We start from the raw sequence: 23765 nt of genomic DNA, 5'->3' as shown, positions 1-23765 counted from the left end.
TTCTATTTGGGAGCCTGGGCGTCAAGCGCAAGCGCATGAATCGGATAGGGGATCAAATCTTGCAAATGATGATACACCAGCCGATGCCGCGCGACGGGGGAGAGCCCGGCAAAGCAAGACGCAACGATGATCACGCGATAGTGGCCGGCGCCGTTTTTACTGCCTTCGTGCCCGGCGTGCAAATGCGAGTCGTCCAGGATGTCCAGGCTGACGGGTTCCAGGACGGCGAGCCGTTCCCGGATCAGGGAGATTCGGTCGGTGGTGTCTGACATGGCGGTCGATATGAAAGTTCCGGCGCGCTGGCGCCGGACGGAAGAGGGAGGGGGAGGCTCAGGGCTTGCCGGGCGGGGTGTCGGAGCCAGAGGGCGTCTGCTCCTCGGCCTGGATGTGCTTGCCCAGCCACAGCGACTGCCCGATCACGAAGACCACCATCAGGCCCATCAGGCCGAAGGCCTTGAAGCTGACCCATTGCGACTCGGTGAAGTGGCCGGAAAACGCCACGTAGAGATTGAGGGCGCCCGCGATCAGGAAAAATGCGGCCCATACCAGGTTCAGCCGTTCCCAGGCGGCATCCGGCAGCTGGATCTGCTTTTCCATCAGGCGGCGGATCAGGTTGCGGCCGAACAGCAGGCGCGCGAAGACCAGCGCGCCGCCGAACAGCCAGTACAGCACCGTGGGCTTCCATTTGATGAAGACGTCGCTGTGCAGCCAGATCGTCGCGCCGCCGAACACCAGGATGACCGTGAGGTTGATCCAGTGCATGGCCTCGGTGGCGCGGCCCGTGGCCTTCAGCCAGATGATCTGCGCGACGGCCGCGGCCATGGCGACGCCCGTGGCGATGAAAATGTCCGTGTACCGATAGGCGATGAAGAAAAGGAACAGCGGAAACAGGTCGAACAGAAACTTCTTCATTCAGTCTTCTACGGGTTCAAACGTCATCGACAGGGAGTTGATGCAGTAGCGCAGGCCGGTGGGCTCGGGGCCGTCGGGGAAGACGTGGCCCAGGTGCGAGTCGCAGACGTTGCACAGCACTTCGGTGCGGACCATGCCGTGGCTGGTATCCCGCTCTTCGCGAACGTTGTCCGGGTCCAGCGGCTGGAAATAGCTGGGCCAGCCGCAGCCGGCGTCGAACTTGGTGTCGGAGGCGAACAGCGCCGTGCCACAGCCCACGCAGCGGTAGATGCCATGCGAGAACGTATCCCAGTAGCGCCCGGTGAATGCGCGTTCCGTACCCTTTTCTCGGGCGACGACGTATTCTTCGGGGGAAAGCTGGGCGCGCCATTCGGCGTCGGATTTGCGTACTTTGTCCATATGAGCTCTTGGAGTCCCGATGCCCGAAATGGTTCGGGCATAATCCCGCCCCATGTTAATCGAGTTTGACCAGGCGGTTGTATCGACGCCCCAGGCGGAAGTGTTGCGCGGGGTGAGCGCGACGCTGGCCGAGCGCCGCGTCGGCATCGTCGGCCCCAATGGCGCCGGCAAGAGCACGCTGGCGCGCCTGGTCAACGGGCTGGTGCTGCCTTCCTCGGGCAGCGTGCGGGTGGGCGGGCTGGATACCCGGCAAGACCTGAAGGCGGTGCGCCGTCAGGTCGGCTTCGTTTTCCAGAACCCCGAGAACCAGATCGTATTTCCCATTGTGCGCGAAGACCTGGCGTTCGGCCTGAAGCACCTGGCGCCGGACCGACGGCAGCGCGAGGCCCGCATCGAGGCGCAGCTGGGCAGCCTGGGGGTAGGGCATCTGGCCGACCGGACCAGCCATACCCTGTCGGGCGGCGAGCGCCAGCTGGTGGCGCTGGCGGCGGTGCTGGTCATGGAACCCGCGCTCATCGTGTTCGACGAGCCTACCACCCAGCTGGACCTGCGCAACCGCAACCGGGTGCGCGATGCCATCGCCGGGCTGCCCCACGACGCCATCGTCGTCAGCCACGACCTGGAACTGCTGGAGGACTTCGACCGGGTGCTCGTCGTGCGGGACGGCAATATCGCGGCGGACGATGCCCCGGGCGCCGCCCTGCGCTGGTACCGGGAGCACTGCGCATGATGGAGCCCCTGTATGTGCCGGGCGGCACGCCGCTGCACCGTCTGCCGGCCTGGCTGAAACTGCTGGCGCTGATGGCGGCGGGGGCGGGGCTCTTCCTGCTGCGCGACCCGCGCTGGCTGGCGCTGGCCTTCCTGGCCGCCAGTGTCCTGGTCTGGTCCACGGGCGTGGCCGCGGCTGCCGTCTGGAGGCAGTTGCGAGGGCTGGCCTGGGTGCTGCTGGCCGTGGGCGCCTTCACCGCCTGGTTCCAGGGCGGGATGGCGGCGCTGGCCGTGCTGCTGCGCGTGGGAGCCCTGGTGGGGCTGGCGCTGGCCGTCACCCTGGCCACCCGCACTTCCGACTTGATCGCGGTCTGCGAAAAGGCGTTGATGCCTCTGCAGCGCGCCGGGCTGGTCGATGCCGGCAAGGTGGCGCTGGCGCTGGCCCTGGCCCTGCGTTTCGTGCCCGAGATCTGGCGCAACTTCCAGGAAATCCGCGAGGCGCAGGCCGCCCGCGGGCTGGGCGCCAATCCTGTGGCGCTCATCGTGCCATTGATCGTGCTGACCCTGAAAAGGGCCCAGGAAGTCGCCGAAGCCATCGACGCGCGCAGCGCCTGAACACCATCCACCTGCAAGGGGAAAATCCCATGAAATCCAGCAACACCGTGCTGATCGCGTTGTTCGCGGCGCTGATCGTCGTCCTGAGCCTGATCCCGCCCATCCCGCTGCCCGCCATTCCGGTGCCCATCACGCTGCAGACCCTGGGGGCCATGCTGGCGGGCGCCATGCTGGGGCCCGCGCGGGGCGCGCTGGCCTGCCTGCTGTATCTGGCGCTGGCTGCCATCGGCCTGCCCGTGCTGCCGGGCGGGAGGGGCGGCCTGGGCGCGTTTCTCGGCCCGACGGGCGGCTTCCTCGTAGGCTTGGTGGCCGGCGCCTTCGTGACGGGCTGGCTGGCCCGCCGGCTGGCCGCCAGGGCCGCGGGTGCGGCGCAGGTCGCGGGCTACGTGGCCGCGTGCGTCATCGGCGGCATCGCCGTGGTGTACGCCTTCGGCGTGCCCTGGCTGGCCACGGTCGCGAAGATGGATCTTGCGAAGGCCGCGCTGGCGGTGGCCGTGTTCGTGCCTGGCGATCTGATCAAGGCGGTGGTCGCCGCCTGGGTGGCGTCCAGGGTGGAACGCGTGTGGCCGATGCTGGGGCGCTGAGGCGGACGCTTCGGGCCAAGGGAATCCCCCAACTGACGCGCGGTGGTCTTTTCTAGTACAAGTTCGCCATTAACGAATGCGTTTGCTGAAACGTGTTTCTGTAGCACATCAGGGATTTACCGGAGTTGCGCGTAGTCATCTGATACTGTTTTAACCCTATAATATTTTTTTCTGTATAACTTTAACTAGGCTCGCCCTAGCCTCTATCGAGGCGCCTCTGAGCCACCACAGGAGACAAAAATATGCGCAAGCACTTCGGCTTGTCCGCGGCGGCTGCCGCTGTTGCCCTGACCCTGCCGCTTCTGGCAAGCGCGCAGGTCAAGGTCGGCGTGACGGTGGCCAGCACCGGCCCCGCCGCGTCGCTGGGTATCCCCGAGCGCAACACCGTGGCTCTCCTGCCCAAGGAAGTGGCCGGCCAGAAGATCGAGTGGATCGTCCTGGACGACGCCACCGATACCACGCAAGCCGTCAAGAACTCGCGCAAGCTGGCTTCCGACGACAAGGTCGACGTCCTGATCGGCACCTCGGTCACGCCGGGCTCGCTGGCGATGGTCGACGTGGCCGCGGAAGCCAAGGTCCCCATGATCAGCGTGGCCGCCAGCGCCAAGATCGTCGAACCCGTCGACGACAAGCGCCGCTGGGTCTTCAAGACCCCGCAGAACGACGCGCTGATGGCGGGCGCCCTGGCTGACGCCATGGCCAAGTCCAAGGTCAAGACCCTGGGCTTCATCGGCTTTGCCGACGCCTACGGCGACGGCTGGCTCGACGTGATGCAGAAGGCCGCCAAGGCCAAGGGCATCGAGATCGTCGCGGTCGAAAAATACAGCCGCACCGACACCAGCGTCACCGGCCAGGTGCTCAAGCTGGTCGGCGCGAAGCCCGACGCCATCCTGATCGCCGGCGCCGGCACGCCCTCGGCCCTGCCGCAGAAGGAACTGAAGGCCCGCAACTACGGCGGCACCATCTACCAGACGCACGGCGCCGCCAACAACGACGTCCTGCGCGTCTGCGGCAAGGATTGCGACGGCATGCTCCTGCCGGCCGGCCCGCTGCTGGTCGCGGCACAGCTCCCGGACAGCAACCCGGTCAAGAAGTCGGCCCTGGCCTACGTGGAAGCCTACGAAAAGGTCAACGGCGCGGGCTCCACCAACACGTTTGGCGGCCATATGTGGGACGCCGGCCAGCTGGTCGTGGCCGCGCTGCCGGTGGCCCTGAAGTCGGGCGCCAAGCCGGGCACGCCGGAATTCCGCGCCGCCATGCGCGACGCCCTGGAAGGCGTGAAGGATCTCGCCGCCTCGCAAGGCGTGTTCAATATGTCGCCGACCGACCACGCCGGCTTTGACGAACGCTCGCGCGTCATCGTCAAGGTGGAAGGCGGCAAGTGGGTCTACCAGCCCAATCTGTAAATCCACCGGATCGCCCGATCCACGGGTGCACAATGCGGCGGCGCCGGCAAGGCGCGCGTCCGCGGCACCCGGGCAATGCTTCGCACCGGCCTCTCCGGCCGGTGTGTCGTATCAGTGCCCCGGACGCGGCCGGGGCACCAAGAAACCACAAGGTAGTTGTTAGATGGATTCCTCAATTGCGCTGATCCTGCTGCAAGACGGTGTCGTCAACGGTGCCATCTATGCCCTCCTGGGCATGGCTCTGGTGCTGGTATTCGCCGTCACGCGCGTCATTTTCATTCCCCAGGGCGAGTTCGTGGCGTTCGGCGCCCTGACCTTGGCCATGCTGGTGGATGGCAAGGTGCCCGGCACCGCCTACCTCCTGCCGCTGCTGGGCGTCGTGTGCCTGGCGCTTGAATTGCTGCGCGCGCTGCGCGCCCGCAGCGCCGCCGGCCTGCCCAAGGCCCTGGTGACCTGCGTGGCCCTGCCGCTGGCGCTGCTCTGGCTTACCATCACCTATACCGCGCCCGGCAATTCGCTGTGGCTGAACATGCTCTTGACGCTGTTGCTGGTGATCCCGATGGGCCCGATGGTCTATCGCATCGTCTATCAGCCGCTGGCCGAGGCCACCGTGCTGGTCCTGCTGATCGTTTCCGTGGCGGTGCACTTCGCGCTGACCGGCCTGGCCCTGGTGTTCTTTGGGGCCGAAGGCTGGCGCACGCCGGCGTTCGTCAGCGGGCAAGTCGACCTGGGCTTCACCACCTGGTCCGCGCAAAGCCTGTTCGTGGTCGCCACCTGCGCCATCCTGATCGTGGCCCTGTGGCTGTTCTTCGGCAAGACGCTCTACGGCCGCGCGCTGCGCGCCACGGCGGTCAACCGCCGCGGCGCGCGCCTGGTGGGCATCAGCACCACTATGTCCGGCAGCCTGACCTTCACGCTGGCGGTCGCCATCGGCGCCATGTCCGGCATGCTGATCGCGCCCATCACCACCGTCTACTACGACACCGGCTTCCTGATCGGCCTGAAGGGCTTCGTGGGCGCCATCATCGGCGGCCTGGCGAGCTACCCCGTGGCGGCCGCGGGCTCGCTGCTGGTGGGCGTGCTGGAAGCGTTCTCGTCCTTCTGGGCCAGCGCGTACAAGGAAGTCATCGTCTTCACACTGATTATCCCGGTTCTGGTCTGGCGTTCGTTCAGCACCCATCACGTGGACGAAGAGGAATAAACGTCATGAACCGCATTCTGCTTGCCGTCTTCATCGTCGTCCTGGCGGGCCTGCCGATGCTGTCGGCCACGCCCGAGTTCTGGGTGACGCAACTCAACTACATCGGGCTGGCCAGCCTGGTCGTGCTCGGGCTGGTGCTGCTGACCGGCGTGGGCGGCCTGACCTCGTTCGGCCAGGCGGCATTCGTGGGCCTGGGCGCCTACACCACCGCCTACCTGACCACGCAGTACGACGTGTCGCCCTGGCTGGCCCTGCCGGCCGGCCTGGTCCTGACCGCCGTGGTGGCCTACCTGCTGGGCGCCATCACGCTGCGTCTGTCGGGCCACTACCTGCCGCTGGGCACCATCGCGTGGGGCTTGTCGCTGTATTTCCTGTTCGGCAATATCGATTGGCTGGGCAAGCACGACGGCATCGCCGGCATCGAGCCCATCAGCATCTTTGGCATTTCCCTGGCCAGCGGCCGCCACATCTACTACCTGATCTGGGTATTCGTGCTGCTGGCGCTGTGGGCGACTCGCAACCTGCTGAACTCGCGTCCCGGCCGCGCCATCCGCGCGCTCAAGAGCGGAGCCGGCATGGCCGAGTCCATGGGCGTGAACACGGCTGCCTACAAGATCGTGATCTTCGTCTGGGCGGCGTTGCTGGCCTGCGTGTCGGGCTGGCTGTACGCGCACATGCAGCGCGCCGTCAGCCCCAGCCCCTTCGGCATCAATTACGGCATCGAATACCTGTTCATGGCCGTGGTGGGCGGAGCGGGCTACGTCTGGGGCGCATTGCTGGGCTCCAGCGTCATCCTGGTGCTGAAAGACCAGTTGCAGAACCTCCTGCCCAAGCTGCTGGATACCAATGCCAACTTCGAGATGATCGTCTTCGGCGTGTTGCTGATCCTGATGCTGCAATACGCCCGCAACGGCCTGTGGCCCATCCTGGCCGGCTGGTGGGAGAGCATGACGGGCGCCGATGGTTCGCGCCGCAACCTGGCGCCGCCCGCGCAAGCGCCGGCGCTGCCGACGCGCGCGCGTCCGCAAGCCGGGCAGGTGGTGCTGGAAGTCGACGCCATCCGCAAGGAATTCGGCGGCCTGGTCGCCGTCAACGACATCTCCTTCAAGGTGAGTTCCGGCGAAATCATGGGCCTGATCGGCCCGAACGGCGCCGGCAAGAGCACCACCTTCAACCTGATCAGCGGCGTGCTGCCGGTCACGCGGGGCAAGGTCACCTTCATGGGAGAGCGCATCGACAACCGCTCGGCGCGCGAGATCGCCAAGCTGGGCGTCGGCCGCACCTTCCAGCACGTGCAATTGCTGCCCAGCATGACGGTGCTGGAGAACGTGGCGCTGGGCGCGCACCTGCGCTCCGACGTCGGCGTCCTGGCGGGCGCCCTGCATTCGGACCGGGCCCGCGAAGCGCAATTGCTGCACGAGGCCGCCGAACAGCTCAAGCGCGTGGGCCTGGGCGAATACCTGTACGAGCAGGCGGGCAACCTGGCGCTGGGCCAGCAGCGCATCCTCGAAATCGCGCGCGCGCTGGCCGCCGACCCGGTGCTGCTGTTGCTGGACGAACCGGCCGCCGGCCTGCGCTACAAGGAAAAGCAAGACCTGGCCCGCGTGCTGGAGCAACTGCGCGCCGAGGGTATGAGCATTCTGCTCGTCGAACACGATATGGATTTTGTGATGCGCCTGACCAACCACCTGGTGGTGATGGATTTCGGCACCAAGCTCGCGGAAGGCGTGCCGGCCGATGTGCAAAAGAACCCGGCGGTGCTGGAAGCCTATCTGGGCGGCATCGACGACGACCTGCCCGAAGCGGACCAGGCCAAGCCCGTGTCGGCAGGAGGCGTGTGATGAGCGCGACGCAACCCCCCGTTCTTGAAGTCAGCAAGCTGTCGGCCCGCTACGGCAAGGTCGGCGCGCTGGTGGGCGCCACGCTCACCGTCCCCGCCGGCAGCATCGTCACGGTGATCGGCGCCAACGGCGCCGGCAAATCCACCATGCTGAACGCGATCATGGGCTCCTTGCCCCATACCGGCCATGCGGCGGGCGCCGTGCAGTACGCCGGCGCCGACGTGTCGGGCTGGCAGGTGGAGCGCCGCGTCGCGGCCGGCGTGTCGCTGGTGCCCGAACGCCGCGAGCTGTTCGGCACCATGTCGGTGGAAGACAATCTGCTGCTGGGCGGCTTCCGCCGCTACCGCGCCCGCGAAAGCGGCTGGCGTGACACGCTGAACGAAGTGTTCGATCTGTTCCCGCGCCTGCGCGAGCGGCGCGGCCAGCAGGCCGGCACGCTCTCCGGAGGCGAGCGCCAGATGCTGGCCGTCGGCCGCGCGCTGATGGCCAAGCCCAACCTGCTGATGCTGGACGAGCCCAGCCTGGGGCTGGCTCCGCGCATCGTGCGCGAGATCTTCCACATCATCGCCCGCCTGCGCGAAACCGGCGTGGCGATCCTGCTGGTCGAGCAGAACGCGCGCGCGGCGCTGCAAGTGGCGGACTACGGCTATGTGCTGGAAACCGGCGAGGTCATCCTGCATGGCCCGGCGCGCGAACTGGCCGGCGATCCGAAGGTCATCGAAAGCTACCTGGGCCTGGGCAAGGGCGGCGAACAAGCCGAGCAGGCCTGAGGTGTCGCGGACGCTGTCGCGGCGTCCCCGGCGGCGCTTCCTTCAAGCGCGGGCCCGTTCAGGCCCGCGCAGTCCATTCCATGATCGTTTCCTGTCCCATCGCGGGATCGGAGGTGGACGGCCTGCCGGTTTCCACCCGGCCCGCGAACCGGCGCAGGAAAGCGGGATCCTCTGCCACGGTCACCCCGAAGTCATACCAGCCGCCATTGTCGTCCAGCGGCCAGGCGAAGCCGGCCTCGAGGCCGGCTTCGAGGGTCTGGGTCGCCGCCGGCCGCCCGTAGGCCTGGTCTTCGATCGTGAACGTACAGGCCTGCGCGCCGCCATTGCGGACGGACAGGTGCAATAGCGCGCCGCTGGCGTCATGGCGGGCATGGACCTCCAGGCCATGTTGCGCGCGCGCGTTCAGGCGGCCTGCGCAATGGCGGTGAAAGCCGTTGGGGCCCAGCATCCAAAGATCGTAACGGCCTGCGTCCTCGCGGGCGTCCCAGGCCCCTGACAGCTGCTTGCCCGCTTCCACCGTATAACGGCGAGGCCCGCGCTCGAGATGCAGCCGGTCATAGACATGCAGCACCGCGCCGGCGGCGCCGGCGTTGTCGAAATGCAGGGTGACGCTCTGGCCGGAGGCAGTGGCGTTCGCGTGCAGCGCGTAGGGCAGGGCCCGCGACGGCCGCGTGCCGGCCCCCTGCCGCGCGGCGTCCGGCCTGGCGGGCGCGGGCGGAGTGACCGTGCCGGGCAGGGCGGCAGCCCGTGCGGCGGCGCGCGCCGTGGGCGGCAGGCCGCGCAGCATGTCTTCGTCGTTGGGCGTGGCGAAGTTGAAAATCGAGGTCAGGTCGCCGCAGACCGCCCGGCGCCACGGTGAAATGTTGGGCTCGGCCACGCCGAAGCGCCGCTCGATGAAGCGCAGCACCGACGTGTGGTCGAAGACTTCCGAATTGACCCAGCCGCCACGAGTCCAGGGCGACAGCACGTACATGGGCACGCGCGGCCCCAGCCCGTAGACGCCATGCCGGTGCGCCGGGGTATCGTCCTTTTCGGCGCCGGTGACGATCTCGTGGTATTCACCGGCCGTATCGACGGTGGAGGCGCCGGCCAGCGCGCCGGAGGCATCGCGCGAAGGCGGCGCGGGCGGCGGCATATGATCGAAGAACCCGTCGTTCTCGTCGAACATCAGCAGCAGGACCGTCTTGCTCCATACCTCGGGGTTGGCGGTCAGCGCGTCCAGCACGCGAGCGGTGTAGTCCGCGCCCTGCGCGGGGCTGGAGGGGCTGGGATGCTCGGAGCCTGCCTTGGTGGCGCAGATCCAGGACACCTGAGGCAGCTTGCCGTCCAGCACGTCCTGGCGCAGCAGATCCAGGCCGCGCGTGGTCAGAGCCTTTTCCTTCAGCGCGGCCAGCGAGCCGGGCACGCCGCGGTAGGCGTCGCGGTAGGCCTTGAAGCCCGCCGTGGGATTGAGCGAATAGTTGTCCGCCATGTCCTGGTAGATGCGCCAGCTGACGCCGGCAGCTTCCAGCCGTTCCGGGAACGTGATCCAGGTGTAGCCGCCCGCCGGGTCGCCGCCCGACAGCTTGTTGTAAAGGTTGCCCAGCGCGGGGCCGTTGCCCCGGCCCAGGCCGTCATTGGTGCCGGTCCACAGGAACAGCCGGTTGGTGTTGGTGCCGCCGGTGAACGAGCAGTGATAGGCGTCGCATACGGTGAAGGCGCGGGCCATGGCGTACTGGAAGGGCATGTCGCCTTCCGTGAAGTAGGCCATGGAATGGTTCTTCTTGGCTGCGGGCCACCTGCCCATGCGGCCCGCGTCCCAGGCCGCCTGCGCGTTCGACCAGGTATGCGGCGTGCTGGCGATGCGCATGTATTCCGCCACCTTGCGGGTATCCGCGTGGAAGGGCAGGACGGTGCGCGGCCCTTCGCCGGCTTGGTCGTTGTATTGCGCCCAGACCGTCCGGCGCGCGCGCTCGGGGCTGTCTGGCACAGGGATGGGGAAGCGGTCGCCGAAGCCGCGCACCCCCGCCAGCCCGCCGAAATAATGGTCGAACGAGCGGTTCTCCTGCATGAAGATCACGATGTGCTCCACATCGCGGATCGTGCCCGTGCGGCGGGCTGCCGGAATCGCGAAAGCGCGGCGCAGCGGCGCCGGCAGCATGGCCAGGGCGCTGCCCGCGGCGGCGAGCGTAGCGCTGTTTCGGAGGAAGTCGCGGCGGGTGGGCATGGATTTCCTCCGAGTGGATTGGGGCGGTTTGCGGCAGCCTACCTGCCGGATGGCCAGCGGCCGCCCAGCGCCTGCGTGGCCGAAGCGGCGGCCTCCTGCGCCAGCTTCGACATTTTCTTCACGGCGGCGGGGGAGAAGCGCTCTTTGGGTCCGGACAGGGAAATCGCGCCGCAGATGTCATCGTCGGGGCCGAACACCGGGCTGGCCACGGCCGCGCAATTGGGGTCGCGCTCGCCCATGGAAGTCAGGACCAGGCCGGCCTGGGCGGGGGCCTGCCCATCGACCAGATAGGCGGTGATCAGCTTGCCCGCGGCGCCCTTGTCCAGCGGCAGCAGGTCGCCCACGCGAATGCGGTCCAGCGTGGAATGATGGGAGTCCACGCGCAGCAGGCACACGCGCGATTGCGCGTCGTGGTAGACGTGGAACGACGCGCTTTCCGTTCCCTTGTCCACCAGCCCCTGCAGCAGGGGAAGAATGGTTTCGGTCAAACGGTAGGTGGCTTCATAGGCCCGGCCCAATTGATGGGCATACGGGCCCAGCGCGTAGCGCCCGTCGGCGCGGCGCACCACCAGGGCGGCTTTTTCCAGCGATGCGATAAGCCGCAAGAGCGTGCTCTTGTAAAACCCCGTGGCCCGGGAAAGGTCGGCAAGCGTGATGGGATCGGTGCGTTGCGCGATGGCCCCGATGATTGCCAGGGCGCGTTCGACGGCGGCGACGCCGTCGGTGGAATTGTCCTGAGTGGGGGTACGGCTCATTGGAATGATAAGGGGTGATTTTGCGGGGGTTCCCTACTCCGCGTCGATCACCCGGCTGATGACCGGGAAATAACGGTTGCCATGTCCCTGGGCCAGCGCCGCATCGAACCAGACATCCACGTTGCGGGCGCCAAGCGCTTGCACGCCGGTCTGTTCCGCCAGGGCCAATGCATAGCGCAGGTCTTTGCGGGCGTAGTCCACCGGGAAGGCTTTTTCGGGAAAATTCCCAGGCAGAATAGCCTTTAAGCCGTGGTTGCGCAACGCGAAGCTATCGGCCGATCCGCGGGTGAACGTCTCCAGCACGACCTGCGGATCCACTCCGGAACGGCGCGCGATGGCGCGGGCCTCGGACAGGGCCACCACCGTTTCGAACAGCACCATGTTGTTCAGGATCTTCACCACCTGGCCGCTGCCGACGGGGCCGCAATGGGTGATTTCGTTGGCAAACGTGGAGACCAGAGGCTTGACCGCCTCGAAGCTCCTTTCCTCGCCGCCGATCATGACGGACAGGGTGCCGGCTTCCGCCGCGGCGCGGGTGCGGGCCACGGGCGCGTCGATGAAGGTCGCGCCCTTGACCTCGAACTCGCGCGCCAGTTCGCGGGTCACGTCCACCGGCGACGTGCTCAGGTCCACGATCAACTGGCCCGCGCGCGCATTCGCCAGCAGGCCGTCGGCGGCGCGCGACAGCTGGGCGACGATTTCTCCGGACGGCAGCGACAGGAACACCACTTCGCACTGCTGCATGATCTGCGCGCTTGTCGCCGCCGTTACGCCATGCGGCGCAAGCCGCTGCAAGGGAGCGGAGTCGGTGTCGCAACCCAGCACCGGCAATCCGCCTTTGACGGCGAGGTTGCGGCAGATCGGTTCGCCCATGACGCCCAGGCCGATGAAGCCGGCGCGTTGAAATTCAGCCATTTAAGTAGTCTCCGAGAGGAAGATGGGGGCCGCAGCCGCGGCCGGGAATGGAATAGGGCGGCCGCCGCGGCTACATGCCGAAGTAGACGCCTTTGGATTGCTGGTAGAGCCGCAGTCCGTTCACGCCTTTCTCGCGGCCGATTCCGCTTTGTTTGAAACCGCCGAAGGGGGTGGAGATCGACAGCTGCTTGTAGGTGTTGATCCACACGCTGCCCGCTTCGAGGCGTCCCGCCACGCGCCAGGCGCGGCGGTAGTCGGCGGTCCAGATGCCGGAGGCCAGCCCGTAGGCGCTGTCGTTCGCCTGTTCGATCAGATCTTCCTCATCGTCGAACGTCAGCGCGCACAGCACCGGCCCGAAGATTTCCTCGCGCACGGCTTGCGCATCGCGCGAGAGCCCGCCCAGCACGGTGGGCCGGTAGAACGCGCCCGCCGACAGCCCGGCGCCGTCGGGCCGTTCGCCGCCGGTCAGCACCTGCGCGCCTTCGCGCCGGGCGGATTCCACCATGCTCTCGATCTTGCCGCGATGGGCGAAAGACGCGATCGGTCCCATCTGCGCGCCCTCCGCGTCGGGCAGGTCGACTTTCAGCTGGCCCGCGCGGGCCACCAGTTTCGCGATGAACGATTCGGCGATGCCGCGTTGCACGTAGAGTCGCGAACCGGCCACGCACGATTGACCGCTGCCTTCGAAAATGCCGCCGATTACGCCTTCGATGGCTGCGTCCTGGTCCGCGTCCGCGAACACGATGTGCGGCGACTTTCCGCCCAGCTCCAGGGCGACCGGCATGAGCTTTTCCGCGGCGGCATGCGCGATGGCGCGGCCGCTGCCGGTCCCGCCGGTGAACGACACCATGCGCACGCCCGGGTGCTCGACGAGGCGGCGGCCCACCGTCGATCCGAGCCCGGTAAGAACGTTGAGTATGCCGGGGGGCAGGCCTGCCTCGAGCGCGATGCGGCCCAGCACCAGGGCGGGGGACGACGTGACTTCGGAAGGCTTGAGGATCACGGCATTGCCCGCGGCCAGGGCGGGCGCGACCTTCTGCGCCTCCATCGTAAGCGGCGAATTCCATGGCGTGATGGCGACGACCACGCCATACGGTTCGTAGCGCGTCATCGAAAGATAGTTGCCGCGCGGGGGCGTCACTTCCGCTTCCAGCGTTTCGCAGACGCCGGCGTAGTAGCGGAAGGTGGCGGCGGCGCTGGCGACCTGGGCCTTGCACTCCGCCCACACCTTGCCGTTTTCGATCATCTGCAAGCGCGCCAGAACGGACGCATTGGCGTCCATGCCGTCCGCGATGCGGCGCAGGATAGCCGCGCGCTGGTGCGGCAGCATGTTGCGCCAGGCCGGTTGGCGCTGGGCCTGCCACGCCGCCTCGACGGCCTGGTCCACCTGGGCGTCGGACGCCGCGCTGATGAGGTAGTTGCGCGCACCGGTGGCGGGGTTGATGGATTCGAACGCGTTGGCGTCCTGCGCGATCCATTGCCCGCCTATCAGCATGGATTTCAGGGTGTCCGGTGTGTCGGCCATGATGCTTTGCTCCTCTCTTGGTGGCGTTTCCCGGACGGATCGCGGATTCCCGGAAAACACCTGGTCATTGACATGTCTGGTTTGAAAAAATATAAAATAGAATGAGCGTTCTGTCTACAGGAACGATAAAAGCAGGTCCAAACCGAACACAAGAGGAGACATTCCGATGCGATGCAATTGGTTGCGCGCCCTGGCTTGCGCCGCGGTGCTGTTATCCGGAGCGGCACAGGCCGGCCGGTATCCCGAAAAGCCGGTGACGATGATCGTGCCCTATCCGGCCGGTGGCGCCACCGACGTGGTGGCGCGCGCCGTGGCCGAGAAATTGACGCAGTCATGGGGGCAGACGGTGATCGTCGAAAACCGCGCCGGCGCGGGAACGACGATCGGGGCAAGCGCGGTGGCGCGCGCGCAGGGCGACGGCTACACGCTGTTCATGACCACGTCGGCGCACACCATCAGCGGCCACCTCTACACCAAGCTCAACTACGACCCCGTCAAGGATTTTGCGCCCATCTCGCTGGTCACCAAGGTGCCGCTGGTGCTGGTCGTCAATCCATCGATTCCCGCCAAGAATCTGCAGGAGTTCCTGGCCTATCTGAAGAAGGACGGCGCGGCGGTCAACTTCGCTTCGCCCGGCAACGGCACGGCCCAGCACCTGAGCGGCGAGCTGTTCAAGATCGCCACGCAGTCCGCCATTACCCACGTGCCGTACCGCGGCGACGCGCCGGCCTTTACCGATCTGGCCGGCGGCCAGGTGCAGATGATGCTGGCGACGATCACATCGGCGCTGCCCCTGATCCAGTCCGGCAAGCTGCGCGCGCTCGCCGTCGCCAATGGCAAGCGTGTGCAGGCGCTGCGGGATGTGCCCACGTTCGCCGAAGCCGGCATGCCCGGCTTTGAGGCGGCAACCTGGTTCGGGCTGCTGGCGCCGTCGTCGCTGCCGCCGGAGCGGGCGCGGCGCATCTACGAGGATGTCTCGAAGATCGTGGCCACGCCGGACATGCAGGCGCGGATCGAAGGGCTGGGAGGAGAGGTCGTCAACAGCACGCCCGAGGCCTTCGCCACCTTCATGGCGCAAGAGCAGGAGAAGTGGGGGAAGGCCGTCAAGGCTTCGGGCGCCGTCGCGGCGCAATGACCAAGACCGGCCCGTAGTTCTAGCGCCTATATGCCAGATCCTTGACGCGCCGTGTTGACACGGAAAGTTTTCGATCGATAGAATGTTCTTTCAGAAAGAATTATCGTTCTGCTGAAAAGAACAATCAAAAATAGGGAGACAAAAATGGAAGTCCCATCCCTTCCCGGCACGGAGGACCGCGGCGCGCAACTGGCCGCGCGTTTCCGCCGCCTGGCGCCGTCGTTTTCCCGAGCCAGGGGCGTCCACCTGGACATGCTGGTGCGGTTCGGCGAGCATCCCGTGCTGGTGCGCATCCGGGACGGGCGCGTGGATTCGGCGGAAACGCCGTCCACGCCGCTTCCGTCCTGCGATTTTTCGCTACGCGCCTCGGAGGAAGCCTGGTCGCGGTTCTGGCAGGCCGTGCCGGCCGCCGGCTGGCACGATATCTTCGCGCTCGGCAAGCGGCGGGAACTCTCCATCGACGGCAATCTTCAGCCGCTGATGGCGCACCTGCAATTCATCAAGGATCTGTTGGCGGTGGGCCGGGAGGCGCAAGCATGACGGCCGCCCTGGAACCCATCGTCGGGCGCTACGTGTCGTTCGATATCGCCGGCAGGACCTGCCGCGTCTATTTCGAAGAGGCCGGCAGCGGCATTCCGCTGGTCTGCCTGCACACCGCGGGCGCTGACAGCAGGCAGTACCGGCACATGATGTGCGACCCCGACATCACGTCGCGGTACCGCGTCATCGCCTTCGATCTGCCCTGGCACGGCAAGTCCTACCCTCCGGAAGGCTGGCAGGACGAGGAATACCGCTTGTCGACCGAGCGCTACGTCGAGACCATCCTGGCCTTCTGCGACGCCCTGGCCCTGGACCGTCCGGCGCTGATCGGCTGCTCGATCGGAGGGCGCATCGTGCTGCAGCTCGCGCATCAGCACGGCGCGCGCTTCCGGGCCCTGATCGGCGTGGAAGCGGCCGATTTCCAGGAGCCCTGGTACGACACAAGCTGGCTGCATCGCGGCGACGTGCACGGAGGCGAGGTCTGCGCCGCCCTGGTCTCGGGCCTCGTCGCGCCGCAATCACCGGCCGCGCACCGCTACGAGACGCTGTGGCAGTACATGCAGGGCGGGCCTGGCGTGTTCCGCGGCGATTTGTACTTCTATCGCGTGGACGGCGATCTGCGCGGCCGCCTGGATGGCATCCGCGCGGAACAGTGCCCGCTGTACCTGCTGACGGGCGAATACGACTTTTCCTGCACCCCCGAAGACACATTGAGGACGGCTGCCGGCATCCCCGGCGCGCAGGTCACGATCATGCGCGAATTGGGTCATTTCCCGATGAGCGAGAACCCGCGGCAGTTCCGCGGCTATGTGCTGCCGGTCCTGGACGCCATCGCCCGCCTATAGGGCGGTCACAACAGACGGGCAGCCATTGCCCGCGTACCCACAGGAGACATCATGCGTTATCCGATCATTCTGGCCGGCCTCCTGGCCACGGCCGCCCTGCCCACGGCCCAGGCGCAGGAAACCTTGAAGCTGGGCGCGCTGGTCACCCTGTCCGGCGCCGGAGCCGCCTGGGGGCAGGGCATGAAGAACGCCGCTGAAGTGGCGGCCGACCAGGTCAACGAGGCCGGCGGGCTGGACGTCGGCGGCAAGAAGTACCGCGTCCAGGTCGTCGCCTACGACGACAAGTATCAGGCCAACGAGGCGGTCACGGTCGCCAACCGCCTGGTGTTCGAGGACAAGGTCCGGTACATCATCGGGCCGGTCGGTTCCGCGCCGGTGCTGGCCATTCAGCCCATGACCGAAAAGAACAAGGTCATCCTGCTGACGCTCGGATTCACCGCCAAGGCGCTGTCGGCCGAAAAGCCCTATACGTTCCGCCCCAACGTGACCACCGCCGAGGTCTCGCAGCCGCAGATCGACTGGCTTGTGAAGGCGCAGGGCTTGAAGAAGGTGGGGGCGCTGTTCCCCAACGACGAGACCGGCCAGCAGATTGCGCTGGACCTGGAAGCCGCCTACAAGAAGGCGGGCGCCGCGCTGTCGACGAAGGAATTCTTCGAGCGCGATCGCGTGGACTTCGTGCCCCTTCTGACCCGCATGATGGCGCGCGGCATCGACGCGATCGAACTGGACGGAAACTCGCCCACCACGGCGGGCCTGATCGTCAAACAGGCGCGCGAACTCGGATTCGAAGGGCGCATTGTCCGCACCGGCGGACCGGCGACGCAGGAGATCGTGAACGTGGCCGGGAAGCAGGCGACCGAAGGCATGTTCGTCCATACGCCGATCGACCCGGACCTGCCCGCGACCAAGGCCTACGCCGAGCGGTATGCGGCCAAGTACAAGCATTCGATGAACGGATTCAGCCCGGCGTTCTACGACGGCACGCTCATGCTGTTCGAGGCGATGCGGCGCGCCGGCACCGTCGACGATACCGAGCGCGTGCGCGCCGAGATGGAGAAGCTCGACGGTTTCGAGGGATCGATGGGCAAGCTCAGCTGGACTGGCCGCGCCATGTACGGCATCGATCATCAGCTCAATGCGCCGTTCTACGTGGCCGAGGTCAAGGACGGCCGCGAGGTGATCCGCGCGCGCTGCACCGTCGAGGGGTGCCGCTGAGGCGGCGAGGGGGCGACGTGGATTGGAGCATTCTGACAGCGCAGGCCACGATCAACGGCTTGATCGTGGGCCTGTTGTACCTGCTGATGGCGGTGGGGTTCACGCTGGTCTTCGGCGTGATGAGGATGGTGAACTTCGCGCATGGCGAGTTCTACATGCTCGGGGCCTTCGGCGCCTATTTCCTGACGACCCAGGCCGGCCTGTCCTTTCTGCCGGCGGTGGCCTTGACCTTCGCGCTGGCCGTGGCCGGCGGCGCCGTCCTGGAATGGGGAGTGCTCAAGCCATTCCGGCGGGACGAACTCAACGGAATGATCGCGACCATCGGTCTGGCGATGATCCTGCAGAACGTCGCCCTGATGTTCTTCGGCCCCGATCCGCTGTCCATGCCGGCGGTGGCCCAGGGCACCGCGCGGTTGGGGAAGGTCGTCATTCCCCTGTCGCGTATCTACGTGGTGGTGTTCGCCTTGCTGGCCTTGGCCCTGCTTTACGGATTCCTGCGCTTTTCCCGCCCCGGCCGCGCGCTGAGGGCGGTGGTGGAGGATTTCGAGATCGCGGCCATACAGGGAATCCGTTCCCGCATCTACTACCCGCTGGGATTCGGCTTGGGCGTCGGGCTCGCCGCCGTCGCCGGCGCCTTGATGGCGCCGCTGTTCTCCGTATCTCCGTTCGTGGGCGCCACGCCGCTGCTCAAGGCATTCATCGTCGTGATCCTGGGCGGGCTGGGCAGCATTCCCGGCGCGGCCGTAGCGGGACTGGCGCTCGGGCTGGCCGAGAGCTACGGCAGCCTGATGTTTGAAAGCAGCACGGCGGACATGCTGATTTTCGCCATTGTGATCGTGATGCTGGTCGTGCGGCCCAAGGGCTTGCTGGGCCGGGGGGAGGCCTAGGCCATGACCGTACTTTCGCTTGAATCCAGCCCGGCGCGAACCGCGCCGTTGCGCTGGCTGCTCTGGGCCTTGCTTGCCGCGACCGCGGCGGCGCCCTGGTTCGCCGGGCCCTTCGTCCAGCACCTGGCGGTGCTCACCTGCCTCAACGTGCTGATCGTCAATGGCCTGGCGCTGATCGCGCGTTGCGGCCAGCTGTCGCTGGGGCACGCCGCCTTCGTCGCCGTGGGCGCCTATGGTTCGGTGCTGGCGGGACGGCATCTGGGCTTGGAGTTCCTGCCAGCGGCGCTGGTAGGCATCGTGTTGACGGCGTTGGTCGCGCTGGCGCTGGGCGCGGTGATCCTGCGCTTGAAAGGCGTGTACTTCGTGCTGGTCACGTTCGCGTTCGGCGAGCTTCTCAGGCTGATTCTCCTCGACGGCGCGTCCTGGTCCGGCGGAGCCAATGGCATCGCGGGAATCGAACCCGCCTCGCTGGCTGGGTGGGTATTCGACTCGCGGGCCAGTTTTTATGGACTGGCGCTGGCCGTCGCGCTGGGTTCCGTCGCGTTGCTGTCCGCGCTGGCGCGGCGGCCCTTCGGCCACGCGATCGATGCGGTGGCCGAGAATCCGGCGCTGGCGGAATCGACCGGGCTGAGCGTGCGCCGCATCCAGCTGTGCGCGTTCGTGGCCGGCTGCGCGCTGGCCGCGGCGGGAGGCGCGCTGCAGGCGCGCTACGTGGGCTATGTGTCGCCGGAGTCGTTCAACGCCAGCATTTCCATCGGTTTCATCATCATGCTCGTCATCGGCGGACGGCGTTCGGTGTGGGGAGGGCTGGTCGGCGCGATGGTGCTCACGCCGCTGCCGGAGCTGTTCCGGGGCGCGGTGCAGACCCAGCACATTTTCTACGGCGCCGCGCTGATCCTCATCCTGCGCTTCCTGCCGGCGGGCCTGGCGGGCCTCCCGGGTCCCTGGCAAGCCCGCCGCGGCAAGGAGTCCCTATGAATCAGTCCCTATTGCAGGTCGAGGGCCTGTCCCGCAGTTTCGGCGGCCTGGCAGCCTTGCGCGGCTTGAGCTTCTCGGTCGCCGAAGGCGAGATCGTCGGGCTGATCGGCCCGAACGGAGCGGGCAAGACCACGGCGTTCAACGTCATCAGCGGCACCATGCCGCCCAGCGCCGGCCGGGTGCGCTTCGACGGCCACGATATCTCGGGAGGCCCCCCCAGCCGCGTGGTGGTGCGGGGCCTGGCGCGCACGTTCCAGTCCACCTCGACCTATCCGGAGGCCACGGTCGCCGAAAACATCCGGCGCGGCATGCTGTCGCGCATCCGGCATTCGTGGCTGCGCCGGCTTGCCGGGCGCAGCCACGATCTGCTCGGCGACGCGCAGGTCTCGCAGGAGGTGGATCGCCTGTTGGGCCTGCTGGACCTCCAGGCCTGGCGCGACTCGCCGGCGGGGTCCCTGGCCTATGGCCTGCAGAAAAAGCTGGGAATCGCGGTGGCGCTTGCCTGCCGTCCCCGGATGCTGCTGCTGGACGAACCGGCCGCCGGGCTGAACCACGAGGAATGCAACGAGCTGGGCCGGCTGCTGCGCAGATTGCAATCGGAGGAGGGCCTGACGATGCTGCTGGTGGAGCACCACATGGCGCTGGTCATGGAGTTGTGTCATCGCATCGTCGTCCTGGTGCAGGGGGAGAAAATCGCCGAGGGCGAGCCGCAGGCCATACGCGAAAACCCCGCGGTCATCGAAGCCTATCTGGGAGCGCCCGACTATGCCCATGCTTGACGTCCAGGACCTGAATGTGCGCTATGGCCGGCTGGAGGCCGTCCGTGGCGTCAGCTTCTCCGTGGAGCAGGGCCAGATCGTGGCCCTGGTCGGCTCCAACGGCGCGGGCAAGAGTTCCACCTTGAAGGCGCTGATCGGGCTGGCGCCGGTGGCGGCCGGCAGGATACTGCTGGACGGGCGGGATATCGCCAGCCAGGGATCCGCCGCCCGCGTGGCCGGCGGATTGTCGCTCTCTCCCGAGGGGCGCCGGCTGTTCGGCCGCATGACGGTGCGGGACAACCTGCTGGCCGGGGCGCATGCGGTGCGTTCGCGTTCGGGCGTGCGCAGCCGGCTGGACGAGATCTATGCGCTGTTTCCGCGGGTCCACGAACGCCGGGCCCAGCTGGCGGGGTCGCTGTCGGGAGGCGAGCAGCAGATGGTCGCCATCGGGCGCGCGATGATGGCGCAGCCGCGCCTGCTGATGCTCGATGAACCCTCGCTCGGCATTGCGCCGAAGATCGTCGCCGAGATCGCCGGGGCGATCGAACGCATCAACCGCGACAGTGGGATCGCCATCGTGCTGGTGGAGCAGAATGCGCGGCTTGCTCTGCGTCTGGCCCACCAGGCATACGCGTTCGAGCATGGCGAGGTGGTGCGCAGCGGCACCGGGGCCGATCTGCTGGCGGATCCCTTCGTGCAGAAAGCCTATCTGGGAGTTTGACTTTGACTGATGGAAAACCGGGGGCAGCGCCCGGATACGAGGTCTATGCCATCCGCTATGCGCGGATGCCGCGGCGGCGGCGCGACAACTTTCTCGGCGGAGATCCGCATGACGGCGATATGCCGATGGACTTCTTCGTATGGCTGTTGCGCGGCGCAGAAGGCATTGTCCTGGTCGATACCGGGTTCAATGCCGACATGGCGCGCAGGCGCAGCCGCGAGCTGATCCAATGCCCGATCGAAGCGCTGGCGCCTTTGGGCGTGCGCCCCGAGGACGTGCAGCACGTGGTGCTGACGCATCTGCACTACGACCATGCGGGCAATCTCGATCGCCTGCCGCGGGCGCGCTTTCACGTGCAGGATGCCGAGATGGAGTACGCCACGGGGCGCTGCATGTGCTTCGAACCGCTGCGGCATGCCTATGCGGTCGAGGACGTGGTTACGCTGGTCACCCGGGTCTACGAAGACCGGGTCGTGTTCCACGATGGGGATTCAGTGCTTTTGCCGGGCATCGAATTGCTGAAGATCGGCGGCCACACCAAGGGCCTGCAGGCCGTGCGCGTGCTGACGGCGAGAGGATGGGTGGTGCTGGCCTCGGACGCCAGCCACTATTACGAGAACATGGGGGCGGGCCGTCCGTTTCCCATCGTATACAACACGGCCGAGATGATTTCCGGATACGCCCGGCTGGTCGGCGCGGCGCAATCCGAGGAGCACGTCGTGCCCGGGCACGATCCGGAAGTGCTGGCGCGCTATCCGCTCTGGCGCGATTCTGCGCATGTGGCGATGCTGCACCTGCCGCCCCGGGAAACCTGATCCCGGAGCGGCAGCGGGCCGGATCAGCGGCGGCCGGTGCTTTCCGCGTAATCCATGTACAGCTTGTGCGCGCGGCGCGCCATCGGGCCGTATTCCAGCGCGCGGTCCTCGACGCGGTTCACGTGCACGACCTTGCCATAGTTGCCGGACGAGAAGACTTCGTCCGCGGCCTCGATGTCGGCGCGGGTAAGGCTGCGTTCCTGCACGTCGACGCCGTCGGCCTTCAGCAGGGCCAGCACGCGGCGGCGGGTGATCCCGTTCAGGAAGGTGCCGTTGTCGGCGGGCGTGGACACCACACCGTCCTTGGCTATCCAGAGGTTGCTGGTGGCGAATTCGGCGATGTTGCCGGCGCCGTCCAGCATGATGGCGTTGTCGAAGCCTTTCTCGGCCGCTTCGCGGATGGCCCGCTGGCCGTTGGGATACAGGCAGGAAGCCTTGGCGTCGGTCGGCGCCATGTTGGGCCAGGACCGCGCGAAGCTGGAGAAGCAGGCCGAAAAGCCCTGGTCGCCGGGCATCGGGACCTTGAACACGTGCAGCACGAATTGCGTCTTGTCGGCGTCGGGCAGCAGGAAGCCGTCGGCGCAGTAGAACATGGGCTTGATGTAGAGCTCGGTGCCCGGCGGGAATTTGGCGACGGCCTGCAGGCACAGCGACTGGATCTCCTCCCAGCCGATCTGGGGCTTCATCAGCATCTTCTCGGCGGAGCGCACCACACGCTGGCAGTGCAGGTCCAGGTCGGGCGTCAGCCCACGGAAGGCGCGGGCGCCGTCGAAGACCATGCTGGCCATCCAGAAGGCGTGGTCGGCGGGGCCGAGCAGTTTGGGGTTTTCAGTGGTCCAGCGACCGTCGTGCCAGTACAGGGCGTCCATGGTTGTCTTCCTTCGCTTGTATGGGGTGGCGCGTCAGCCGCGCCGAAACGCCAGGATACATGAGCCAGGGGCGGGCAGCGGCCGCGCCCGCCTCATTCCTTGGCAAGCGCCGCCTGTACGCGGGCCGCGGTATCGGCGGGCATCCACTGCCGCCAGACTTCGCCGTACTGCCTGAGGAAATAGCGGGCGGCGTCCTCGGGCTCCTTGCCTTCGTTCTCCAGCCAGCCCAGTGTCGCGTCGATGGCGTCCTCCGGCACGGCCAGCTTGGTGAAGAACTCGGCCAACCGCGGCGCGTCCTTGGCGAAACCGGCGTTCAGGCCGGTCACCACCGGGTTGGGCTTGAACTCGGTAGCCACGGGGTGGGCGCACTTAGGGTCTGTCATGCAGGTGTAGGCCTGCTGGTCGAAGGGGGGCAGCTCCAGCTTGACCAGGTCCAGCGCGCCCACGAGCGAGGTGGGGGTCCAGTAATAGAAGACGATGTCGCGCTTGCGTTTGTACGCGGAGACGATGGCGGCTTTCTGCGCGGCGCCCGAACCGGGCGCGAACAGCGAGTAGTCCCGGTCCAGGCCCAGGGCGCGCAGCAGGTTCTCGTTCAGAGTGCCGCAGGCCCATCCGGCGGGGCAGCCGTAGATGCGGCCTCGGCCAGGATCCTCGGGGTCGGCGAATACGTCCTTGAAGCGCGCCAGGTCGGATGCGGCCTTCAGGCCGGGATGGCGCTCCGCGGTGTAGCGGGGCACGTACCAGCCTTCGCCGGCGTCGTAGACGTGGCCCACGCCCAGCACCCGGCCGCTGGCCAGCGCCTTCTTCCATGCGCCTTCGATCTGTCCGGGCCAGACTTCGGGAGTGACGTCCACGTCTCCGCGCTGCAGCGCGGCCAGCATGGGCAGCGTCTCGCCGATCTCGACCGAGGTCTTGCAGCCATAGCCATGCTCGAGCACGTAGCGTTCGATGCCGGCCAGCACCAGGTTGGATTCCCAGTTCAGCCCGCTGAATCGGACGGGGCGGTCGATTTCGCAGACGGGAGGAGAGGAGGGGGAGGTTTGCGCGGTCGCGGCGGACGGCATTGCCGCGGCCAACGCCAGGGCGCAAAAGGCGGAGGCGATGTGCAAGTTGCGCATGGTCAGGCACCTGTCTGGTTGGGTCGTTCCATTGTACGGGGCCGGCG

25 protein-coding genes are annotated in these 23765 nt (G+C 67.1%); 16 read left to right on the top strand and 9 right to left on the bottom strand.

Annotation, left to right across the window (positions count from 1 at the left end; translation table 11 throughout):
• Positions 1–2: 2 nt before the first annotated feature.
• From JL37_RS08720 to msrB, 3 genes are read right to left on the bottom strand one after another with little or no spacing between them, the layout of a single operon-like run.
• Positions 3–272: a BolA family transcriptional regulator gene (locus JL37_RS08720; RefSeq protein WP_043543378.1), complete on the bottom strand. Its 270-nt coding sequence runs from the start codon at positions 270–272 to the stop codon at positions 3–5.
• Positions 273–330: 58 nt separating this feature from the next.
• On the bottom strand, positions 331–912 hold the full coding sequence (locus JL37_RS08715) for a septation protein A (RefSeq protein ID WP_043543377.1): 582 nt from the start codon (positions 910–912) through the stop codon (positions 331–333).
• Positions 913–1311 (bottom strand): peptide-methionine (R)-S-oxide reductase MsrB, encoded by a 399-nt coding sequence (msrB, locus tag JL37_RS08710; protein ID WP_043543375.1) that lies wholly within the window; start codon positions 1309–1311, stop codon positions 913–915. It abuts the gene before it with no gap.
• Between the two features lie 52 nt (positions 1312–1363).
• On the opposite strand from msrB, the gene JL37_RS08705 reads away from it, so the two are divergent.
• The 7 genes from JL37_RS08705 to JL37_RS08675 all read left to right on the top strand — a co-directional run bounded on the left by JL37_RS08705 (position 1364) and on the right by JL37_RS08675 (position 8436).
• Positions 1364–2041, top strand: coding sequence for an energy-coupling factor ABC transporter ATP-binding protein (locus JL37_RS08705; RefSeq protein WP_043543374.1), 678 nt, complete (start codon positions 1364–1366; stop codon positions 2039–2041).
• Entirely contained in the window at positions 2038–2634 is a 597-nt protein-coding gene (locus JL37_RS08700) for an energy-coupling factor transporter transmembrane protein EcfT (protein ID WP_043543373.1), read from the top strand. The genes JL37_RS08705 and JL37_RS08700 overlap by 4 nt, the downstream gene beginning before the upstream one ends.
• 29 nt (positions 2635–2663) lie before the next feature.
• Positions 2664–3218, top strand: a complete 555-nt coding sequence (locus JL37_RS08695; RefSeq protein ID WP_043543372.1) for a biotin transporter BioY — start codon at positions 2664–2666, stop codon at positions 3216–3218.
• A gap of 242 nt (positions 3219–3460) precedes the next feature.
• The gene (locus JL37_RS08690; protein ID WP_043543370.1) at positions 3461–4624 is read left to right on the top strand and encodes an ABC transporter substrate-binding protein; all 1164 of its coding nucleotides are present in this window, start codon (positions 3461–3463) and stop codon (positions 4622–4624) included.
• 163 nt (positions 4625–4787) lie between these two features.
• Positions 4788–5825 (top strand): branched-chain amino acid ABC transporter permease, encoded by a 1038-nt coding sequence (locus tag JL37_RS08685; protein ID WP_043543369.1) that lies wholly within the window; start codon positions 4788–4790, stop codon positions 5823–5825.
• A gap of 5 nt (positions 5826–5830) precedes the next feature.
• Entirely contained in the window at positions 5831–7666 is a 1836-nt protein-coding gene (locus JL37_RS08680) for an ATP-binding cassette domain-containing protein (protein WP_052096996.1), read from the top strand.
• A complete protein-coding gene (locus JL37_RS08675; protein ID WP_043543367.1) occupies positions 7666–8436 on the top strand; it encodes an ABC transporter ATP-binding protein in 771 nt (256 codons plus the stop codon). Before JL37_RS08680 ends, JL37_RS08675 begins: the two co-directional genes overlap by 1 nt.
• 58 nt (positions 8437–8494) lie before the next feature.
• Here the strand turns inward: JL37_RS08675 and JL37_RS08670 are convergent, their stop codons facing one another.
• The 4 genes from JL37_RS08670 to JL37_RS08655 form a co-directional block, all read right to left on the bottom strand.
• Positions 8495–10642 carry a phosphocholine-specific phospholipase C gene (locus JL37_RS08670; protein ID WP_043543366.1) on the bottom strand — a complete coding sequence of 716 codons (2148 nt, stop codon included), beginning with the start codon at positions 10640–10642 and terminating at the stop codon, positions 8495–8497.
• Between the two features lie 38 nt (positions 10643–10680).
• Positions 10681–11397: an IclR family transcriptional regulator gene (locus tag JL37_RS08665; RefSeq protein ID WP_043543364.1), complete on the bottom strand. Its 717-nt coding sequence runs from the start codon at positions 11395–11397 to the stop codon at positions 10681–10683.
• Positions 11398–11430: 33 nt separating this feature from the next.
• Positions 11431–12312 (bottom strand): NAD(P)-dependent oxidoreductase, encoded by an 882-nt coding sequence (locus JL37_RS08660; protein WP_043543363.1) that lies wholly within the window; start codon positions 12310–12312, stop codon positions 11431–11433.
• Between the two features lie 70 nt (positions 12313–12382).
• Entirely contained in the window at positions 12383–13837 is a 1455-nt protein-coding gene (locus JL37_RS08655) for an aldehyde dehydrogenase (RefSeq protein ID WP_052096994.1), read from the bottom strand.
• Between the two features lie 166 nt (positions 13838–14003).
• Here JL37_RS08655 and JL37_RS08650 point away from each other — a divergent pair, with 166 nt between their 5' ends.
• The 9 genes from JL37_RS08650 to JL37_RS08610 all read left to right on the top strand — a co-directional run bounded on the left by JL37_RS08650 (position 14004) and on the right by JL37_RS08610 (position 21731).
• Entirely contained in the window at positions 14004–14972 is a 969-nt protein-coding gene (locus tag JL37_RS08650) for a tripartite tricarboxylate transporter substrate binding protein (protein WP_043543362.1), read from the top strand.
• A gap of 144 nt (positions 14973–15116) precedes the next feature.
• Positions 15117–15512 (top strand): hypothetical protein, encoded by a 396-nt coding sequence (locus JL37_RS08645; RefSeq protein WP_043543361.1) that lies wholly within the window; start codon positions 15117–15119, stop codon positions 15510–15512.
• Positions 15509–16357, top strand: a complete 849-nt coding sequence (locus tag JL37_RS08640) for an alpha/beta fold hydrolase (protein ID WP_043543360.1) — start codon at positions 15509–15511, stop codon at positions 16355–16357. Before JL37_RS08645 ends, JL37_RS08640 begins: the two co-directional genes overlap by 4 nt.
• Positions 16358–16408: 51 nt before the next feature.
• Entirely contained in the window at positions 16409–17572 is a 1164-nt protein-coding gene (locus JL37_RS08635; RefSeq protein WP_052096992.1) for an ABC transporter substrate-binding protein, read from the top strand.
• 17 nt (positions 17573–17589) lie between these two features.
• A complete protein-coding gene (locus JL37_RS08630; RefSeq protein ID WP_043543359.1) occupies positions 17590–18459 on the top strand; it encodes a branched-chain amino acid ABC transporter permease in 870 nt (289 codons plus the stop codon).
• Positions 18460–18462: 3 nt separating this feature from the next.
• On the top strand, positions 18463–19437 hold the full coding sequence (locus JL37_RS08625; RefSeq protein ID WP_043543358.1) for a branched-chain amino acid ABC transporter permease: 975 nt from the start codon (positions 18463–18465) through the stop codon (positions 19435–19437).
• Positions 19434–20216, top strand: coding sequence for an ABC transporter ATP-binding protein (locus JL37_RS08620; RefSeq protein WP_043543357.1), 783 nt, complete (start codon positions 19434–19436; stop codon positions 20214–20216). The genes JL37_RS08625 and JL37_RS08620 overlap by 4 nt, the downstream gene beginning before the upstream one ends.
• Positions 20203–20916 carry an ABC transporter ATP-binding protein gene (locus tag JL37_RS08615; RefSeq protein WP_043543356.1) on the top strand — a complete coding sequence of 238 codons (714 nt, stop codon included), beginning with the start codon at positions 20203–20205 and terminating at the stop codon, positions 20914–20916. The genes JL37_RS08620 and JL37_RS08615 overlap by 14 nt, the downstream gene beginning before the upstream one ends.
• A 65-nt stretch (positions 20917–20981) precedes the next feature.
• A complete protein-coding gene (locus tag JL37_RS08610; RefSeq protein ID WP_052096990.1) occupies positions 20982–21731 on the top strand; it encodes an N-acyl homoserine lactonase family protein in 750 nt (249 codons plus the stop codon).
• 23 nt (positions 21732–21754) lie between these two features.
• On the opposite strand, the gene JL37_RS08605 is transcribed toward JL37_RS08610, so the two are convergent.
• The gene (locus JL37_RS08605; protein WP_043543354.1) at positions 21755–22600 is read right to left on the bottom strand and encodes a branched-chain amino acid aminotransferase; all 846 of its coding nucleotides are present in this window, start codon (positions 22598–22600) and stop codon (positions 21755–21757) included.
• A gap of 92 nt (positions 22601–22692) precedes the next feature.
• A complete protein-coding gene (locus JL37_RS08600; RefSeq protein WP_043543352.1) occupies positions 22693–23718 on the bottom strand; it encodes an ABC transporter substrate-binding protein in 1026 nt (341 codons plus the stop codon).
• Between the last annotated feature and the right edge of the window lie 47 nt (positions 23719–23765).

Origin of the sequence: Achromobacter sp. RTa (assembly GCF_000757485.1) — a bacterium.
In the GTDB taxonomy this organism is placed as follows: Bacteria; Pseudomonadota; Gammaproteobacteria; order Burkholderiales; family Burkholderiaceae_B; genus Achromobacter.
This window is presented reverse-complemented; position numbering and strand designations above follow the sequence as displayed.

What these genes read in the sequence shown, in the direction of transcription:
- JL37_RS08680 (WP_052096996.1), top strand. Translation starts at nt 5,831, where the DNA reads ATGAACCGCATTCTGCTTGCCGTCTTCATCGTCGTCCTGGCGGGCCTG.
- JL37_RS08650 (WP_043543362.1), top strand. Translation starts at nt 14,004, where the DNA reads ATGCGATGCAATTGGTTGCGCGCCCTGGCTTGCGCCGCGGTGCTGTTA.
- JL37_RS08715 (WP_043543377.1), bottom strand. Translation starts at nt 912, where the DNA reads ATGAAGAAGTTTCTGTTCGACCTGTTTCCGCTGTTCCTTTTCTTCATC.
- JL37_RS08620 (WP_043543357.1), top strand. Translation starts at nt 19,434, where the DNA reads ATGAATCAGTCCCTATTGCAGGTCGAGGGCCTGTCCCGCAGTTTCGGC.
- JL37_RS08675 (WP_043543367.1), top strand. Translation starts at nt 7,666, where the DNA reads ATGAGCGCGACGCAACCCCCCGTTCTTGAAGTCAGCAAGCTGTCGGCC.
- JL37_RS08670 (WP_043543366.1), bottom strand. Translation starts at nt 10,642, where the DNA reads ATGCCCACCCGCCGCGACTTCCTCCGAAACAGCGCTACGCTCGCCGCC.
- JL37_RS08665 (WP_043543364.1), bottom strand. Translation starts at nt 11,397, where the DNA reads ATGAGCCGTACCCCCACTCAGGACAATTCCACCGACGGCGTCGCCGCC.
- JL37_RS08685 (WP_043543369.1), top strand. Translation starts at nt 4,788, where the DNA reads ATGGATTCCTCAATTGCGCTGATCCTGCTGCAAGACGGTGTCGTCAAC.
- JL37_RS08610 (WP_052096990.1), top strand. Translation starts at nt 20,982, where the DNA reads ATGCCGCGGCGGCGGCGCGACAACTTTCTCGGCGGAGATCCGCATGAC.
- JL37_RS08645 (WP_043543361.1), top strand. Translation starts at nt 15,117, where the DNA reads ATGGAAGTCCCATCCCTTCCCGGCACGGAGGACCGCGGCGCGCAACTG.
- msrB (WP_043543375.1), bottom strand. Translation starts at nt 1,311, where the DNA reads ATGGACAAAGTACGCAAATCCGACGCCGAATGGCGCGCCCAGCTTTCC.
- JL37_RS08635 (WP_052096992.1), top strand. Translation starts at nt 16,409, where the DNA reads ATGCGTTATCCGATCATTCTGGCCGGCCTCCTGGCCACGGCCGCCCTG.
- JL37_RS08640 (WP_043543360.1), top strand. Translation starts at nt 15,509, where the DNA reads ATGACGGCCGCCCTGGAACCCATCGTCGGGCGCTACGTGTCGTTCGAT.
- JL37_RS08695 (WP_043543372.1), top strand. Translation starts at nt 2,664, where the DNA reads ATGAAATCCAGCAACACCGTGCTGATCGCGTTGTTCGCGGCGCTGATC.
- JL37_RS08705 (WP_043543374.1), top strand. Translation starts at nt 1,364, where the DNA reads ATGTTAATCGAGTTTGACCAGGCGGTTGTATCGACGCCCCAGGCGGAA.
- JL37_RS08655 (WP_052096994.1), bottom strand. Translation starts at nt 13,837, where the DNA reads ATGGCCGACACACCGGACACCCTGAAATCCATGCTGATAGGCGGGCAA.
- JL37_RS08720 (WP_043543378.1), bottom strand. Translation starts at nt 272, where the DNA reads ATGTCAGACACCACCGACCGAATCTCCCTGATCCGGGAACGGCTCGCC.
- JL37_RS08660 (WP_043543363.1), bottom strand. Translation starts at nt 12,312, where the DNA reads ATGGCTGAATTTCAACGCGCCGGCTTCATCGGCCTGGGCGTCATGGGC.
- JL37_RS08700 (WP_043543373.1), top strand. Translation starts at nt 2,038, where the DNA reads ATGATGGAGCCCCTGTATGTGCCGGGCGGCACGCCGCTGCACCGTCTG.
- JL37_RS08600 (WP_043543352.1), bottom strand. Translation starts at nt 23,718, where the DNA reads ATGCGCAACTTGCACATCGCCTCCGCCTTTTGCGCCCTGGCGTTGGCC.
- JL37_RS08690 (WP_043543370.1), top strand. Translation starts at nt 3,461, where the DNA reads ATGCGCAAGCACTTCGGCTTGTCCGCGGCGGCTGCCGCTGTTGCCCTG.
- JL37_RS08605 (WP_043543354.1), bottom strand. Translation starts at nt 22,600, where the DNA reads ATGGACGCCCTGTACTGGCACGACGGTCGCTGGACCACTGAAAACCCC.
- JL37_RS08625 (WP_043543358.1), top strand. Translation starts at nt 18,463, where the DNA reads ATGACCGTACTTTCGCTTGAATCCAGCCCGGCGCGAACCGCGCCGTTG.
- JL37_RS08615 (WP_043543356.1), top strand. Translation starts at nt 20,203, where the DNA reads ATGCCCATGCTTGACGTCCAGGACCTGAATGTGCGCTATGGCCGGCTG.